The organism is Bergeyella cardium, from assembly GCF_003614945.1.
GTDB lineage: Bacteria > Bacteroidota > Bacteroidia > Flavobacteriales > Weeksellaceae > Bergeyella_A > Bergeyella_A cardium.
Map to the genome: position 1 here is coordinate 274,740 of NZ_QYCZ01000001.1, position 16,988 is coordinate 291,727.

The following is a 16,988-nucleotide window of genomic DNA, read 5'->3' on the forward strand; positions in this document are numbered from 1 at the left end:
TGGTCTGAGAATTAAGCCAGAAAGAATACTATATAACTTACCTAACTTAAAAGATAAACCGATGAATTTACAAGACTTAATACATAAACTCCCTATTCTGGAAGGTGTAGGTGAGCTCAATAGAGATATATCAAATCTAAATTTCGATAGCCGAAAGATTCAGCCAGGTGGCTTATATATTGCGGTAAAAGGAGTGGCTACTGATGGGCATCAGTTTGTAGATAAAGCACTCGATGCAGGAGCTGTAGCAGTAGTCTGCGAAACCCTTCCAGCCGATTTAAGAGATGAGGTAGCTTACATCAAGGTGAAGAATTCTGTAAAAGCTCTTGGGGCGCTTGCTTCTAATTTCTACGGCAATCCATCGGAGAAGATTACACTTGTCGGTATTACAGGAACTAATGGCAAAACCTCTGCTACTACTCTCTTGTCAGAGACCTTTAATCTCTTAGGTTTCAAGACAGCTCTTATCTCTACTGTGGAATATAGGATTGGGAGCAAGGTCTATCCCTCCACCCATACCACACCCGATATTATCAGTATCAATAGAATAATGGCAGAGGCGGTAGATAGCGGCTGCGAATACGCATTTATGGAAGTAAGTTCTCACGGTATCCACCAGTCTAGGACGGAAGGATTAAATTTCAAGATAGCTGGCTTTACGAATATTACTCGTGACCATTTAGATTATCATAAAACCTTTGAAGACTATCTCTATACCAAGAAATCTTTCTTTGATAACCTCTCCCCTGAGGCAGTTGCCATTACCAATATAGATGATAAGAATGGGCTTGTAATGCTTCAAAATACAAAGGCAAAACGAAGGACATACGCTACGCGAACCCTTGCGGACTATTCCGCTCGTTGCCTTGAATACAGCTTTGAAGGGATGCTCCTTAATTTTAATGGACAAGAGTTCTGGACGGCTCTCACAGGCAAGTTTAATGTTAGCAATCTCCTCCTCGTATTTGCCGTAGCTTCTGAGCTGGGTTTCGAGCAGGTAGATATACTTCGTGCAATGTCTCAGCTACGAAGAGTAAATGGCAGGTTTGAAGTCATTACATCTGCTACAGGTATTATTTTCATTGTGGATTATGCTCATACGCCAGACGCTCTGGAAAACATTCTCGAGAGCATTAATGAAACCCGAACTAAGAACGAACGCCTTATCTGTGTCTTCGGATGCGGGGGCAATCGCGACCACGGCAAGAGACCCCAGATGGGAAGCATCGCTACCCAGAAGGCTACACTCTCCATCCTCACTTCTGATAACCCGAGAGATGAGGAGCCCCTCCAAATCATTAAGGATATAGAGGCGGGCATTGCGCCTCAGCATTTCAGCAAGTATACTGTGATTGCCGACCGCAAGGAAGCAATTAAAATGGCGATTAAATTTGCCGAGCCTAAGGACATTATCCTCGTTGCCGGTAAGGGGCACGAGACCTACCAAGAGATCAAAGGCGTAAGGCATCATTTTGATGATAGAGAAATCATCACTGAACTCCTTCAACTAATGGGAAAGTAAATGCTTAAACCCAATAACCCCTCATCCTACTACGCCCTTCCTATAATGCTGATCGCCATAAAAGAAAAAGGAGATTGTGCAAGACGGCCTCCTACCGACTCTCCTCTTCCAGATGCTGGATGGAAGGGGAGTCTGCTTTTAGAAAGAATAGCACTAGATTCCTAATTCTCTGTACCCTATGGATGATAAAAAGATACATTCTGGCCAAAAGCTTATCCTCAACGGAAGCTCCCTGTTCTATCTAAAAAAGCTACTGAGACACCTTGCTAAGAGTTTTGGCTTGTTTTTTATCTGGGTTATCCTAATGTATCAACTCTATAGGTTTTCTATTTTTTTTATATGGTACTTTTCTGCATTTCTCGAAGGTCTTATTTTCCTCACCCTTCACCTGCCTTTTATTATTTACCTTATTTCCTCATTAAAAAAGATACTTGGCGAGCGCCAGCCGAGAAGTCTCTCTCTTAATGAGCGAGGAATAATGAGCTCTGAATATGGTCTCATTCCTTGGGAGGAAGTTGTAAAAATCTCCGAGCTACCTTCCTTTTTCGGAGATAATGATAGGCTTATCGTAGAGGTAAAAAGCCCTAATATCTATATTGATAGGCAGAGAGATAAGTCAAGAGTTCTAAAAATGTGGCAGTATCTCTCTAATTATAATACACCCATCGTATTCCTTGTCCAAAATCAAGGTGTAAGCCTTGAATCTCTTGAAAATCTAATGCAGGATAAATTGAAAGAATATCACTCTTCCCTGATGAATACCCAATAAAGGTATATTATTTGCGTTCCGCCCAAATACAGTTGGTTAATGCTTTGTATTGCCAGATTGTTAAACTAAATTCAAATATGCTTGGAATAGGAAAGTCTATCTTATTATGTATTAGGATTTAAAAGTGTATGTATCAAATTATCAATTAAAAAATGTGATGTGGATGAGGAAAAATATCCCTAAGGTGAAAGGAGAAATTAAAATTCTAATAAACTACGCGAAAAACTTTATTCTCGTCGCTATATGTCTTATTTTTGTAGCCACGGGCTGAGAAAGTCTTATGGGAAGCCTAAAAAATCAAGAATATAAAAGAATAAGCGACAATTAGAATAAGACAATACGCATTATGTTATATTATTTATATGAATACCTCACCGCAAATGGCGTGTATATACCAGGGCTTAATCTGTTTCGGTATATTTCTTTTCGTGCGGGCATGGCGGTACTGATGTCTCTATTTATAGGGCTGGTGTATGGGAAGAAAATCATCGTATATCTCAGGAGAAAACAGATGGGAGAGCTGGTGAGAGACTTGGGGCTCGATGGACAGAAGCAGAAAGAAGGTACGCCTACTATGGGAGGGCTTATCATTATTGTCTCTGCGCTTATCCCTGTCTTGCTTTTTACTAAATTCTTAAATATTTACATCCTGCTCTTAATCATCTCCGTTCTATGGATGGGGATTATTGGTTTTATAGATGACTATCTGAAAAAGGTAAAAAAGAATAAAGATGGGCTAAGTGGGAAATTTAAAATCGTAGGTCAGGTAGGTCTTGGGCTTATTGTTGGGGTAGTGATGTATTGTAGCCCAGAGGTTTTGGTAAAAAGACAATACACCGATGCAGCTCAATATCCAAATAAGGCAGTAGAGCAGAAGTTTGCCCCACCTGAAAAAGCAGTGGTTTCTACTGTGCCTTTTGTGAAGAACAATGAATTTGATTATAGCAAGATTCTTTTTTGGATGAGCGATGAGGATGCAGAGACATACTCTTGGGCGGTCTTTATCCCCATTGTGATTTTTATTGTAACCGCAGTGTCTAACGGTGCCAACATTACGGATGGAATTGATGGGCTTGCGGCAGGGACCAGCGCCATCATTCTCCTTGCTTTGGCATTCTTTGCTTACCTTTCGGGGAATATCATTTTTGCCGATTATCTCAATATAATGTTCCTGCCCAATATGGGAGAGACTACCATCTTCGCCATTGCAATGGTGGGCGCTGTTATTGGCTTTTTCTGGTACAATACCTATCCTGCGCAGGTCTTTATGGGAGATACGGGGAGCCTTATGCTCGGAGGAGTTATCGCGGTTCTTGCCATTATCCTCCGGAAAGAGCTGCTTATCCCCGTGCTTTGTGGGATTTTCCTTGTAGAGAACCTCTCGGTAGTACTTCAAGTGCTTGTATTCAAATACAGGAAAAAGAAATACGGTCTGGAATATGCTCAGAACAATAGGCTTTTCAAGATGTCTCCCCTTCATCATCATTATCAGAAGGAGGGCTATCACGAAAGTAAAATCGTGAATAGAATGATTATTATAGGAATTCTATTGGCTATTATATGTTTGATAACTTTGAAGATTAGATAGGAGGAGAGGTATAAAACTTAAAAACAATGAAAGTAGTAATATTAGGTGGAGGAGAGAGTGGCTTTGGGGCAGCATATCTCGCAAAGAAAAAGGGATTTGAAGTCTTCCTTTCAGATAAAGGGATGATTCGTGAGGAATATAAAAATCGCCTTACGGAGCATAATATACCCTTTGAGGAAGGTTGCCATACAGAGGAGCGAGTTCTCTCGGCAGACTGGGTAATAAAATCACCAGGGATTCCTAAAAAATCAGAAATCGTTCAGAAAGTAAAACAGAAAGGGATTCGTTTGTCATCAGAGATAGAATTTGCCTCAGCATTTACGGAGGCTAAAATTATTGCGATTACAGGGAGTAATGGGAAGACGACGACTACCTCGCTTATCTATCATATCCTTAAAAATGCAGGGCTCAATGCAGGGCTCGGTGGGAATATTGGGACGAGCTTTGCAAAACAAGTAGCTGATGAGAATTATGATTACTTCGTCCTTGAAGTAAGTTCCTTCCAGCTTGATGATGTTCAGAACTTCAGTCCGTATATTTCCTTGCTTCTCAATCTATCTCCCGATCATCTTGATCAATATAACTATCAGTACGAAGAATATGCTTTGGCAAAGTTTAAAATTGCCCAAAACCAAGAGCCAAAAGACTTTTTTATCTATAATCAAGATGATGAAATGAGTACTCGTCTCTTAAAAGATTTACCTCTTCGTGCTCATAAGATTCCATTTTCCCTAAAAGAAAATCTTGATGAAGGAGCTTCTCTCCGAGATGGCCGATTAGAAATATCACTTGCCTCTCCTTTCTCGATAGAGGTAAAAGAGCTGAGCCTTGTAGGGATGCACAATGTGGCAAACAGCCTCGCGGCTTCATTAGTTGCTAAACTCTTAAATATAAGTAATGAGAGCCTTAGGGAATCTCTGATGAGCTTCCAGCCTGTTGAGCACAGATTGGAGTTTGTTGCAGAAATCGATGGGGTAGATTATATAAACGACAGCAAAGCTACCAATGTAAATGCGGCATATTATGCATTAGAAAGTATGACCCGCCCTACCATTTGGATTGTTGGCGGTACCGATAAGGGAAATGACTATACAGAAGTACAAGATTTGGTGAAAGAAAAAGTAAAAGCCATCGTTTGTATGGGAGTAGATAACTCAAAGATTATAGATTTCTTTAAAGATAAAGTAGAACGAATTTACAGTACGGCAAGTATCTCAGAATGTGTGGAAACTTGTAAATCCCTCGCCCAATCTGGTGATACCGTACTCCTATCTCCCTGCTGTGCCAGCTATGATCTCTTCAAAAGCTATGAAGACCGAGGGAAGCAATTTAAAGATGAAATATTAAAAGCCAAATAAGGAATACAACCAATGAATGATTACACGCCTCTAAAAACAAAAAAAGAACTGCTAAAAGGAGATAAAATCCTTTGGGGGGTTGTTATCCTGATTTCTATACTCTCCATATTCCCTGTATATTCAGCAAGCTCAAACCTTGAGTATATCGTCAATAATGGTACTACACTTGGGCATATAGCCAAGCATATAGGCTTTATTATTTTTGGGCTTCTCACGATGAGAGTAATGTCCATTATAAAGTATCATTATATAGGAAAGCTGAGCGTTTTATTTCTCGTTGCTTCCATAGGGGCAATAGTTTGGGCTACCTTTAGTGGGCAAACCATTGATGGAGCTTCCGCAGCCCGTTGGGTGAAAATACCCATCATTTCAATATCTTTCCAGCCTTCTACATTTGCTTACTTAATGCTTATTATCTACCTCTGCCGTTTTCTTACAAAAGACATAGGGCGAGAGCGAAAACCTTGGGAAATATGGCTGGGGGTATTTGGTACTATTATGCTTGTTTTTCTTTTAGTAGCAAAAGACAATGGCTCTACGGCACTGATGATACTCCTCGTTTCGCTTGCGGTCTTAGTCGTAGGGCAAATGAAGTGGAGCTATATCGGAGGCTTTATGGCTTCAGCTCTTGTAGCAGGGACTTTATTCATTTTAGTAGCTCTTAATACGAATTGGCTCGGGGGCTCTCGTATTCATACTTGGATGAGCCGTATAGAAACCTTTACCTCTTCAAAAACTCAAAATAATGAGGTAGAAGATGAAGCGATGAAGACAAAAACCTACCAAGTAGATCAAGCAAAAGCAGCAATCGTTCACGGTGGGCTTGCGGGTATGGGGCCAGGCAAAAGTGCCCTGAAACAAATGCTCCCACAATCGGCATCAGACTTTATATTCGCTATTATTGTTGAGGAGTACGGCCTCTTGGGGGCTATTTTTCTTATATTTCTTTACTTCATTATGCTTTTGAGAATCGTGATGATAGCAAACAAGATAGATCGCTTCTTTGGTACGCTGCTCGTCTTTTCAATCGGGATAATGATTTTCGTTCAAATTGCCGTTAATATAGCGGTTGCGGTAAATTTAATCCCAGTTACGGGTCAGCCGCTTCCACTTATAAGCTACGGGGGGTCTTCTATGCTGGTTACTTATATACAGTTGGGGCTGGTTCTCAGTGTGAGCGATCAGATTCAGGTAATGGATGAGGAAGGGCTCCGTAAGAAACAAGATATAGAAGAGATAAACGATATAGCGTAGTTTAAGGATTAATAATACAAACCCAATATGAAAATACTCATCAGTGGTGGAGGTACAGGAGGGCATATATTCCCTGCTATAGCCATAGCTCAGGAGCTCAAAAGGCGTTTCCCAGAGGCAGAATTCCTCTTCATCGGTGCAAATGGCAAAATGGAAATGGAAAAAGTCCCACAAGCGGGCTTTAAGATAGAAGGTCTTAGTATCGCAGGCTTTGATAGAGGTAATCTCCTCAAAAATATCTCTTTGCCGTTCAAGCTGATTTCCAGTTTATGGAAGGCGCGGAGGATTATCAAGCGTTTTAAACCAGATTTTGCGGTCGGTACGGGCGGTTTTGCTTCTGCGCCGGCTTTGTATATTGCTTCTACGCTTGGAGTGCCCATTTTCATTCAAGAGCAGAACTCTCTCCCTGGCAAGACCAATATCTTCCTCTCCAAAAGGGCTCGTGGGGTTTTCACTGCCTACCCAGATATGCAGCATTTTTTTCCACATACTCAAGTCTATTTCCTCGGTAATCCTATCCGCGAGAATGTCCTTTCTGGTTTAGAAAGCACGGCTTCTGCAAAGGAGAAATTGGGGTTAGATAAGAACAAGCTCACAATACTTTCGGTAGGAGGGTCTTTGGGGTCTCGCACGCTGAATAATGCTTGGGAAAAACTTATCCCTCAAATCAACGAGCAGGGAATCCAATTGATTTGGCAGACGGGCAAAACCGATTACCAGCACATCATTTCACAAAATCTGGCGACTGAAAACATACAAGTGCGTGAGTTTATCTCAGATATGGCGCTTGCATATTCCGCTGCGGATGTCATTGTCTCTCGAGCGGGGGCTATTGCCATCTCAGAGCTTGCCATAGCGGGCAAGCCTATCTTGCTGGTACCTTTTCCGTTTGCCGCAGAGGATCATCAGACCAAGAATGCAATGGCTCTTGTGGAAAAAAATGCCGCCCGAATGGTAAAAGATTCTCAAATGGAGGCTGTATTTTGGCAAACTTTATCCGAAATTTGCAACAATCAAAGCCTAAGGGAGCAGATGTCTCGCAATCTCTCCCTCTTTGCAAAGCCAAAAGCCACACAGGAGATTGTAGCGCAGCTACTGGAGGCCTTATCCCTCCGCCCGTAGCACAAAAGGCACCTCCCGCAACGCAAAAGGTACCTTCCGCAACACAAAAGGTACCTTCCGTAGCACGAAGGAAGCTAAATGCAACGCGTAGCAAGCGAAATGTAATGCGTAGCAAGCAAAATGCAACGCAAAGAAAACAACAGTATTAAATACTATATATAAAAGGAATGCAAAACATAAATACATATCAGAATTTTTATTTCGTGGGCATTGGGGGTATAGGGATGTCTGCCCTTGCCAGATATTTTCAGTCACTTGGTAAAAGGGTTTCTGGCTATGATAAAACTCCAACTAAGCTCACCGATGCACTCGTATCAGAGGGGGTGAGCATCTCCTTCCAAGATGAGGTAAGTGCAGACATAAAAGCCCTCCATCCAGAGGATACTCTGGTGATCTACACCCCTGCCATAAAGAAATTAAAGATTTTAGAACACTTTGAGCAGCAAAATTTCACCATCGTTAAGCGTGCCAAAGCACTCGGCATCGTTACCAAGCATACCGAGTGCCTCGCCATAGCAGGTACGCACGGCAAGACGACGACATCCACCCTCGTTGCACATCTATCCAATGTCGCAGGGCTGCCGTTCTCCTGCTTCCTCGGAGGGATTTCCGAAAATTTTAAATCCAACTTCCTCTATAAAGGTAGCGAAATCTCCATCGTAGAAGCCGATGAGTACGATAGGAGCTTCCTCAACCTCTCCCCAGATTGGGCGATTATTACTTCGATAGATGCAGACCACCTTGACATCTACGGAGATAAAAATCATATAGAAGACAGCTTCCGAGACTTTGCCGCTTTGGTCAAGGACGAGAAAAAGCTCTTCGTACGAAAAGGAGCAGACATCAAAGCCCCACATTTGACCTATGCCGTTAATGAGAAAGCAGATTTCTACTCCGATAACCTCAGAGTAGAAGGCGAGAAAACCCTCTTCACCTTTCATTCTAATGAAGATAAGGTAGAATTCTCTTGGGAAATCCCCGGCATCCATAATGTGGAGAATGCCACCGCTGCCATCGCCCTCCTCCATTCTTTGGGCGCCACCTACGAGCAGCTCCAGAGCGGTATCTCTTCCTTTAAAGGCATCAAAAGGCGATATACTAAGCACAAACTCGCCAATGGAAAGATTTATATTGATGATTATGCCCATCACCCCACCGAGCTCAGCGCCGTGATTAGCTCCGTAAGGGCTTTCTCACCCGATAAGAAGCTCCTCATCGTCTTTCAGCCTCACCTCTTTAGCCGAACGAGAGACTTCGCCGATGGCTTCGCTGAGGTTCTCGCCAAAGGAGATGATTTACTCCTTCTAGACATCTATCCCGCCAGAGAATTGCAGGAGGACTTCGAGGGAATCACCTCCCGATGGCTCCTCGATAAAATCAACACCGAGAATAAAGAGGTATGTACCCTCAATCAAGCCCTCAGTAAGATAAAACAAAGAGACTTTGATGTGCTCCTCACCGTAGGCGCAGGAAATATAGACACCCTCTACGACCCTATTATCAAATGGGGCGGAGGTATAGACTAAAACATAAGCAAACCACGATATATAATGAAAAATAAGTATAGGATTCTCAAAATTTTGGTTACCGTTATCATCTTAGGCTTTCTGATGAACTTCTCTATCAAGAGGTTTAATAACCAGAAAATCACAGATGATAAAGTTTCTATTCATCTCAATAATACTTCTACTCCCGTTCACTTCATTGATGAGGCAGATATTAAAACCCTCGTTAATAAAGAAAATCCATCGAGTAGGGTAGGGGATGTAAATATCCCTGTCCTTGAAAAAAAGATTAAAGCCCTCCCTGCGGTAGATTCTGCTAATGTCTATCTCAACCTCAATGGCGAATTAAATCTCGATATCAAGCAGCGAATTCCCGTTTTCAGGCTTAGCAAAGGCGAGAGAGAGGTCTTTTATGTAGATGAAAAGGGAGTCGAATTCCCCATCTCTAAAAATTATTCCCATAAATGTATGCTCGTAAGTGGAGATGTGAAGCCAGAAGAATATCCCCAGCTGATGTACTTGGTAAAAAAGATAGAAAATGACGACTTTTGCAAAAAGTATTTTATTGGTATTTCCAAACGGAGGAATAATTATTTCCTCCTTACCAGCGATGGGCATTATCGAGTAGAGATTGGTGATTTGGATAATATAGACTTTAAAATACAAGGCTTTAAAACCTTTGTGGAAAAGATTTTGGTTTATCAAGACCCAGAGAAATACAGGAAAATTTCGGTGAAGTACAGCAATCAAATCGTTACTACGCTCAATCCTCACTTTAAAGAAAATGATAGTATCTTAGCTACCGGTAGAAAGGAAATGAAGCACGCCTCTGAACCAGAAATGAAGTCTAATCCTTCGCAATCTGAAAGGAAACCAAAAGTTATTAATAGAGAGGAAGATAAGAAGAAAGAAAACCAGTCAGGGAAAAATAAAAAAGGGTAAAACATAAATAATATAAGGAGTATGCAAAATCAGGATAATTATTCGGTAGGTCTGGATATAGGTACCACAAAAATTGTAGCCATTGTAGGCAAAAGAAATGCACAGGGCAAAATAGAAGTTCTCGGTATGGGGCGTTCCAAGAGTCTTGGTGTTCATAAAGGGATTATCAATAATATTACGCAGACTATTGAGTCCATTAAAAAAGCTATAGAAGGAGCTGAGCAAAGCTCGGGTGTATCCATTCAGAAAGTTACAGTTGGTATTGCAGGCAAGCATATTCGCTCTCTTCAGCACTCGGATTATATTATGAGAGACAATCCAGAGGCCGTTATCACCGAAGAAGATATCGAAAGGCTCAAAGAGCAGGTAAAGAAGCTGGTGATGCTTCCTGGTGAGCAGATTATCCATGTTTTACCACAAGAATATAAAATAGATTCCGAAGGCGAGATTAAAGAACCTATCGGTATGCACGGCAAGAGGTTGGAGGCAAACTTCCATGTTGTCGTCGGGCAGATGGCAAGTATTAAAAACATCATTAGATGCGTTAGAGAAGCAGGCTTGGAAATGGAAGCCCTTACCCTTGAGCCCCTTGCATCCTCGGATTCCGTCCTTACCAAAGAAGAAAAAGAAGAAGGCGTTGCGATTGTAGATATTGGCGGTGGCACTACCGATATTGCTATTTTCAAAGATAATATCATCCGTCATACTTGTGTCATTCCCTACGGCGGAGGTATCATTACAGACGACATTCGAGAGGGCTGCTCCATCATTGAGAAGCACGCTGAGCAGCTTAAAGTAAAGTTTGGTTCTGCTCTTCCAGATACGGAGCCAGAAAACACCTTTGTGACTATTCCAGGTCTTCACGGCAGAGCAGATAAAGAAATCTCTCTTAAAACATTGGCAAAAATTATCAAGGCTCGTCTTGATGAGATTTTAGAAATGGTCAATACCGAGCTTAAAGCCTATGGTGCTACCGAGAGAAAGAAAAAGCTCATCGGAGGTATTGTGCTCACAGGTGGTGGTTCTAATTTGAAAAACCTTCGTCTCCTCACCAACTATATCACAGGCTTTGATAGCAGAATAGGTTATGCCAATGAATATGTGGTAAATGATAAAAACCAGATTCTTAAAAACCCTGAATTCGCTACCGCTATCGGATTGCTTATGGAGAGCTTGAAAATTCGTGAAAGAGAAGAGCTCCTCCAAAAAATTTCTCTGAATGATAAAGTAGAAAACAGCTCAGCTCAGGAAATAACCCCCGAAAATACGCCAGCCAGTAGTAATAGTGGAAAAAAAGATGAATCAAAAGAAGAAACACCTATTGTAAAACAGTCAAAAAAATTTATTTTTGGGGAAAATTTATTAAAAATAATAACGAAATTCTTTAACGAAGAAGAAAATTAAAATATGAAGGAACTGAGTTTTAATATGGAAAAAGGGAAATCCTCAATCATTAAAGTAATAGGCGTTGGTGGAGCAGGTAATAATGCCCTCAAACATATGTACGAAAGAGGTATCCACGGTGTAGATTTCGTTATTTGTAATACTGACCAGCAGGTACTGCATAAAAATCCCGTAGAAAATAAAATCCAGCTTGGGCTTACCACTACCGAAGGTCTTGGTGCTGGTGCCGATCCAGAAGAAGGAGAAAAAGCAGCTCTTGAGAGCATAGATGATATAAAAGCAATGCTTGGTCAGAATACTAAAATGGTATTCATTACAGCAGGCATGGGTGGTGGTACAGGTACAGGTGCTGCTCCAGTAATAGCTAAAGTAGCTAAAGATATGGGTATCCTTACCGTAGCTATTGTAACTATTCCTTTTTCCTTTGAAGGCGAAATAAGACTTACCCAAGCAGAGCAGGGGCTTGAAAAACTAAGAGAGAGCGTAGATTCCCTTATCGTTATTAATAATGAAAGGCTGCTACAGCTATTCCCTAAGCTCGGTTTCCTAAGTGGTTTTGCCCGTGCAGATGAAATCCTTAGTAATGCAGTTAAAGGTATGGCAGAAGTCATCACCGCTCCATTAGTTGTTAATATAGACTTTAGAGATGCTAAATCTGTATTGGAAAATTCAGGTACTGCGTTGATATCTACAGGTTCTGCTATTGGAGAAAACAGGGCAGAAGAAGCTATTAAAAAGGCTCTTGACTCCCCATTATTAAACGATAATAAGATTACAGGAGCTAAAGATGTACTCCTCCTTATCCTTAGTGGTAATGAAGAAAATCAAGAAGCTACTATGGAAGAAATTGGGTTTATCAATAGATATATTCAGGAAGAGGCAGGAGGAAATAATAAAGCTAATATTATTTTTGGAGTTGGCACAGACCAACAGTTGGGAGATGAAATTAAAGTTCTCGTCATCGCTACAGGATTTAATAAAGATAATCAAAAAAAAATTCAGATAGGAGAATCTGAAAAAGTTACATTTAAGTTAGACGATAACGCTCCTAAAAAAGAATCTCCATTTAAGACGAGAGAGCAGAGAACTCAGGAAGAATCTTTACCATCAGATAAAAATATATTTCGATTGGATGATGATGAAGGCCCTGTTTTTGAACCCACTCCTCAGTTTAGTGCAGCCTCCTCGCCAGCTATTTCTTCTCAGACATTAGTTATAGAAGAGGAAGTCCCTGTACAAGTAGGCTTCTTTGGTAATGATGATTCAGACTCAAAATCCGAAATCAACCTTTTCTCAGATTTTGATGAGTACGAAAGCTCAGCATTTTCATTTGAGGTAGAAAGCCCGAAAGAAACCTTCCCATCCCATGAGGAAAAACCCGTTGAGGTCAGCTTTACTCTTAATAAAGAAGAAATAGCACCGCAGTACGAGGTTAAAAAAAAAATAAGCACTGAGGTAGAGCAAGAGGTTAAGCCTTCCCATACTTTCAGTCCGCAGGAAGGTATTCAGGAAGTTCCTCAAAATAAAAGCGAAGAGGTAAAGGAAGGATTTACTTTCATTACTAAGGAATCTGAAGAGCATAAGCAAAAGAAGGTTCAGGAGAGGAGAAACCGCTTGCAACAGTTCAATTATTACCGAGCAGATTCTTCTGCAGAAGCAGAAAATGAATTTGAGACTGTCCCTGCTTTCAGAAGAAAGAATATCTCGATTGATGAAGCTCCATCTACTGAGGAGCAGAATTCTTTCTTCATCTCCGAAGATAATAAAGGAGAGGCTCAGATTCGTCAGAACAGCTTCCTGAATAAAGATGTAGATTAGTCTTTCACAAAAAATAGTACAAAAAGCCCAGATATTTTATCTGGGCTTTTTTGTGCCAATATGTCACGGCTTTCTTTTGGTATGTTTTTAATGGAGAGCTGTCAGCCGTTGCTATATTTTGCTCTAGAATATGTATTTTTGCATGCGAAAAAGATTAAGAAAAACTTTTAAATAAATAATATTATGTATCCACAAGACTTAGTATTGCCTATGAAGGCAGAGCTTACAGATAAAGGCTTTGAAGATTTAGTAACTGCCGAACAGGTAAATCAAGCACTTAAAAGAGAAGGAACTACGCTTCTCGTTATAAATTCCGTTTGCGGTTGTGCTGCTGGGGGAGCAAGACCAGGGGTTATCTACTCACTTACGGGAGATAAAAAACCAGACCACCTCATTACCGTTTTTGCTGGTGTAGATAATGAAGCCGTTGCAGAAGCCCGCAAATTCCTTGCACCATTCCCACCGAGCTCACCCTGTGTAGCAATTTTTAAAGATGGTGAATTAGTGCATATGCTCGAAAGACACCATATCGAAGGTAATGCTCCAGGAGCTCTTGCAGTAAATCTTCAAGCAGCTTATGAAGAGTTTTGTTAATAAAAATACTGTTTCATTATAGAAAAGGCTCAGCTTTCAATAAGCTGAGCCTTTGTTTTTTTTTATTTAGTGGGCTGTTTGTTAGTTGCTATAGTTCACATATTCTGTACCTCCTACATAAACCAATGAGGTATATTCTACATTTACATCAGCACCGTTATACTTTTCATTTACAGTTTTGGAAGAGCTGAACCTTAGCATATACTTATCCTTATTCACAGGAGAGAAGCTGAAATTCCCCTTTTTATCTACACGAATAGACTTGGGCTCACCTCCATTAAGCTCTATCCTCACTTTAATTTTATCTGAAAGATGATCGCTTTTTAGCATTTGATAGTTGCGCTTTCCATCCTTTATTTTAGTTTGAAGTACCAATTGAAAATAATCTTTATCTCCCAGAGTTAATTTCTTATTTATTGAAGCATCTGTGCTCACAAATCCAACCGACTGATAGCGGATCTTCATTCCCTTAAAAGCGTCTTTTACAAGATGATTAAAGCTCACGGTATAAATACCCTTTTCTGTTGCCTCAAAATATCCAGCGCTGTACAGTCCCTTGTCCTCTGTTTCTAATTTTATCACTTTTCCAGAGGGTGTTTGTACTATTACTTCCACTTCCTTAAGGTCAGAGAACCATTGTGCTACGGGAGTTACTTCTTCCATATCACCAAAGTATAGCCGTACTTCGTGTTTGCTTCCCAGCTCTGCCACAGGCTTTGTTTCTAACCAAATATGGTGTGCATAACCCATCATACTCACCAATAAAGCCATTAAAAGATTGAGTTTCTGTTTCATTTTTATAAAATTTGATTTAAGGTTATTAATAAAGATTGTAAACGCTACAAAAGTACTCTCACCTGCTGAGATAGGCAAGGCATTTTCATCGATTTTATCTGTCAATTTGAAATTATTTTAAACATAAATTTATAACTTCCTCTCTGTTATTGGTTCAGAACATTTAATTTTGCCAGAAAATTTGAATTATGATTAGTAAAAAAGTATCAGATTTAATCAATGAGCAAATCGCTCATGAGCAATATGCTGCTCAATATTATTTGGCAATGTCTGCTTGGTTTCAGGTAAATGATTTGGATGGTATCGCGAATTATTTCCGAGTACAGAGTAAAGAAGAACTTACCCATGCTGATAAGATGTTCGATTATCTGGCAAATGTGAATGCAGAAGCTATTCAGATTAAAGCCATCCCTCAGCCTCCTCATGATTTTAAAGATGCTATCGATATCTTTGAAAGAGCTTTGGAACACGAAAAACTCGTAACTCAATGTATTTTCAACATCGTTAAAGCAGCAAATGAAGAGAATGATTACTCCACTGTGGCATTTCTTCAATGGTTTATCAATGAGCAGGTAGAAGAAGAGTCTAATGCTTCCCTTTTCCTTGCGAAAATGAAGCGAGTAAATGACAATCCGTCTGCACTTTATCTTTTTGATCAGGAGCTCGCTCAAAGAGTTCTCGAAGATAGTTCAGACGAATAGTAAATAGCGTTGATAGCCGAGAGGCTTAGTAAATGAAGCGTTTATTTACAAACAATTCGTGTCATAAATTTTAAGCATTGCTCTATTTTTAAAAATAGAGCAATATTTTTTTAATAATTTGAATTCATAAATTAATTATTACTTTACTCATAACACAAAGGTTAGTAAAGCAGTTTATTATATCTTCTCAGAATAAAAAAATAGCCTTGATATTTTCAAGGCTAAAAGTATTTTAGGGTATTAATCTATCATTTCAAATCTTGCATATTCAGCAATTTTTTTAGGAAGTTTAATTCCTTGCGGTGTCTGATTATTCTCCAGCAGTGCTGCCATAATCCTCGGTAGAGCCATTGCAGAGCCGTTTAGGGTATGTACAAGTTGTGTTTTACCATCATCTTTGTATCTGCATTTTAATCGATTCGCCTGGAAGGTCTCAAAATTAGATACCGAAGACACTTCGAGCCATTTCTCTTGCGCTGCACTCCATACCTCAAAGTCATAGGTCATCGCGGAGGTAAATCCAGTATCTCCACCACAGAGTCTGAGAATTCGGTAAGGCAGTTCGAGCTCTTCTAATAGGCTTTTTATATGCTCCACCATCTCTTCAAGGGCTGCGTAAGACTTTTCAGGATGCTCTATCCTCACGATTTCTACTTTCTCAAACTGATGAAGCCTGTTTAGTCCTCTTACATGGGCTCCATAGCTTCCTGCCTCCCTTCGGTAGCACTGTGAGAAGGCTGTATTTTTTATCGGGAGTTCTTTTTCATCTAAAATTACATCTCGATAGAGGTTTGTAACGGGTACTTCAGCTGTTGGGATAAGGTAAAGATTATCCTCATTAACGAAATACATCTGCCCTTCTTTGTCTGGGAGCTGACCAGTACCATAACCCGATGCTTCATTCACCACATGAGGAGGGTTTACTTCCATATACCCCGCTTCAGTATTTTTGTCGAGAAAGTATTGGACCAATGCTCTCTGTAACCGTGCTCCCTTACCGAGATAAACAGGGAATCCTGCTCCTGCGATTTTTACTCCGAGCTCAAAGTCTATCAGATTATATTTTTTTGCAAGTTCCCAGTGGGGGATAGCACCTCCACCTAAACCTTCTACAGCACAGGACTGATAAACCACCTCATTATCCTCCGCTGAAACACCCGCTTTTACCTTTTCATGTGGTATGTTGGGGATTAAGTACAGTTTTTCGAGGAGTTTATTCTCTACCTCAGGCCTTGCAGCTTCCAGTTCCTTAATTCTCCCTGCATAACTAGCTGTTTTTGCTTTCAGAGCTTCGGCTTCATCCCTTTTCCCTTCCTTCATCAGTGTTCCAATCTCTTTGGAAATTTTATTTCTCTCTGCATTGAGATTATCCAGCTCGAATTGTAGCTTTTTCCTCTCCTCATCTAATCCAATCACTTCGTCTATAAGCTCTATATTTTGGAAATTTCTCTTTTTTAAGCCTTCTATAACGCGTGTTTTGTTCTCTCGTAAAAAATTAACTTGTAACATAATCCGTATTCTTTAAAAATCAAATTCTCTCAGCTCCTTGCTGAGTAATAGCGACAAATTTAAGTATTTTTTATCAATGCTCGGCCTTTCTATCATTCCTCATTACT

Annotated in this window: 15 protein-coding genes; 13 read left to right on the forward strand and 2 right to left on the reverse strand. The window is 40.3% G+C overall.

Annotated elements, in window-relative coordinates:
* The first annotated feature begins 61 nt into the window (after positions 1–61).
* The 12 genes from D8991_RS01350 to D8991_RS01400 all read left to right on the forward strand — a co-directional run bounded on the left by D8991_RS01350 (position 62) and on the right by D8991_RS01400 (position 13,876).
* Positions 62–1,522 (forward strand): UDP-N-acetylmuramoyl-L-alanyl-D-glutamate--2,6-diaminopimelate ligase, encoded by a 1,461-nt coding sequence (locus D8991_RS01350; RefSeq protein WP_120488405.1) that lies wholly within the window; start codon positions 62–64, stop codon positions 1,520–1,522.
* Entirely contained in the window at positions 1,523–1,687 is a 165-nt protein-coding gene (locus D8991_RS08880; RefSeq protein ID WP_162926719.1) for a hypothetical protein, read from the forward strand. It begins immediately after the preceding gene.
* Positions 1,688–1,700: 13 nt separating this feature from the next.
* Positions 1,701–2,291, forward strand: a complete 591-nt coding sequence (locus D8991_RS01355) for a hypothetical protein (RefSeq protein WP_120488406.1) — start codon at positions 1,701–1,703, stop codon at positions 2,289–2,291.
* Between the two features lie 346 nt (positions 2,292–2,637).
* Entirely contained in the window at positions 2,638–3,879 is a 1,242-nt protein-coding gene (gene mraY, locus D8991_RS01360; protein ID WP_120488407.1) for a phospho-N-acetylmuramoyl-pentapeptide-transferase, read from the forward strand.
* 26 nt (positions 3,880–3,905) lie between these two features.
* Positions 3,906–5,237, forward strand: a complete 1,332-nt coding sequence (gene murD / locus D8991_RS01365) for a UDP-N-acetylmuramoyl-L-alanine--D-glutamate ligase (protein WP_120488408.1) — start codon at positions 3,906–3,908, stop codon at positions 5,235–5,237.
* Positions 5,238–5,249: 12 nt separating this feature from the next.
* A complete protein-coding gene (locus tag D8991_RS01370) occupies positions 5,250–6,491 on the forward strand; it encodes an FtsW/RodA/SpoVE family cell cycle protein (RefSeq protein WP_120488409.1) in 1,242 nt (413 codons plus the stop codon).
* Positions 6,492–6,518: 27 nt separating this feature from the next.
* Positions 6,519–7,613 carry an undecaprenyldiphospho-muramoylpentapeptide beta-N-acetylglucosaminyltransferase gene (gene murG / locus D8991_RS01375; RefSeq protein WP_120488410.1) on the forward strand — a complete coding sequence of 365 codons (1,095 nt, stop codon included), beginning with the start codon at positions 6,519–6,521 and terminating at the stop codon, positions 7,611–7,613.
* Positions 7,614–7,780: 167 nt separating this feature from the next.
* A complete protein-coding gene (murC, locus tag D8991_RS01380; protein WP_120488411.1) occupies positions 7,781–9,139 on the forward strand; it encodes a UDP-N-acetylmuramate--L-alanine ligase in 1,359 nt (452 codons plus the stop codon).
* Between the two features lie 24 nt (positions 9,140–9,163).
* Positions 9,164–10,060, forward strand: a complete 897-nt coding sequence (locus tag D8991_RS01385; protein WP_185123849.1) for a cell division protein FtsQ/DivIB — start codon at positions 9,164–9,166, stop codon at positions 10,058–10,060.
* A 21-nt stretch (positions 10,061–10,081) separates the two neighbouring features.
* Positions 10,082–11,464 carry a cell division protein FtsA gene (ftsA, locus tag D8991_RS01390; protein ID WP_120488412.1) on the forward strand — a complete coding sequence of 461 codons (1,383 nt, stop codon included), beginning with the start codon at positions 10,082–10,084 and terminating at the stop codon, positions 11,462–11,464.
* A gap of 3 nt (positions 11,465–11,467) precedes the next feature.
* Entirely contained in the window at positions 11,468–13,282 is a 1,815-nt protein-coding gene (gene ftsZ, locus D8991_RS01395; RefSeq protein ID WP_120488413.1) for a cell division protein FtsZ, read from the forward strand.
* A gap of 183 nt (positions 13,283–13,465) precedes the next feature.
* Entirely contained in the window at positions 13,466–13,876 is a 411-nt protein-coding gene (locus tag D8991_RS01400) for a BrxA/BrxB family bacilliredoxin (protein ID WP_120488414.1), read from the forward strand.
* A gap of 81 nt (positions 13,877–13,957) precedes the next feature.
* Here D8991_RS01400 and D8991_RS01405 read toward each other — a convergent pair whose 3' ends face one another.
* On the reverse strand, positions 13,958–14,776 hold the full coding sequence (locus D8991_RS01405) for a hypothetical protein (RefSeq protein ID WP_120488415.1): 819 nt from the start codon (positions 14,774–14,776) through the stop codon (positions 13,958–13,960).
* 83 nt (positions 14,777–14,859) lie between these two features.
* Here D8991_RS01405 and D8991_RS01410 point away from each other — a divergent pair, with 83 nt between their 5' ends.
* Entirely contained in the window at positions 14,860–15,372 is a 513-nt protein-coding gene (locus tag D8991_RS01410; RefSeq protein WP_120488416.1) for a ferritin, read from the forward strand.
* Positions 15,373–15,612: 240 nt separating this feature from the next.
* On the opposite strand, the gene serS is transcribed toward D8991_RS01410, so the two are convergent.
* Complete coding sequence (gene serS, locus D8991_RS01415) at positions 15,613–16,881, reverse strand: serine--tRNA ligase (RefSeq protein ID WP_120488417.1); 1,269 nt, start codon at positions 16,879–16,881, stop codon at positions 15,613–15,615.
* Between the last annotated feature and the right edge of the window lie 107 nt (positions 16,882–16,988).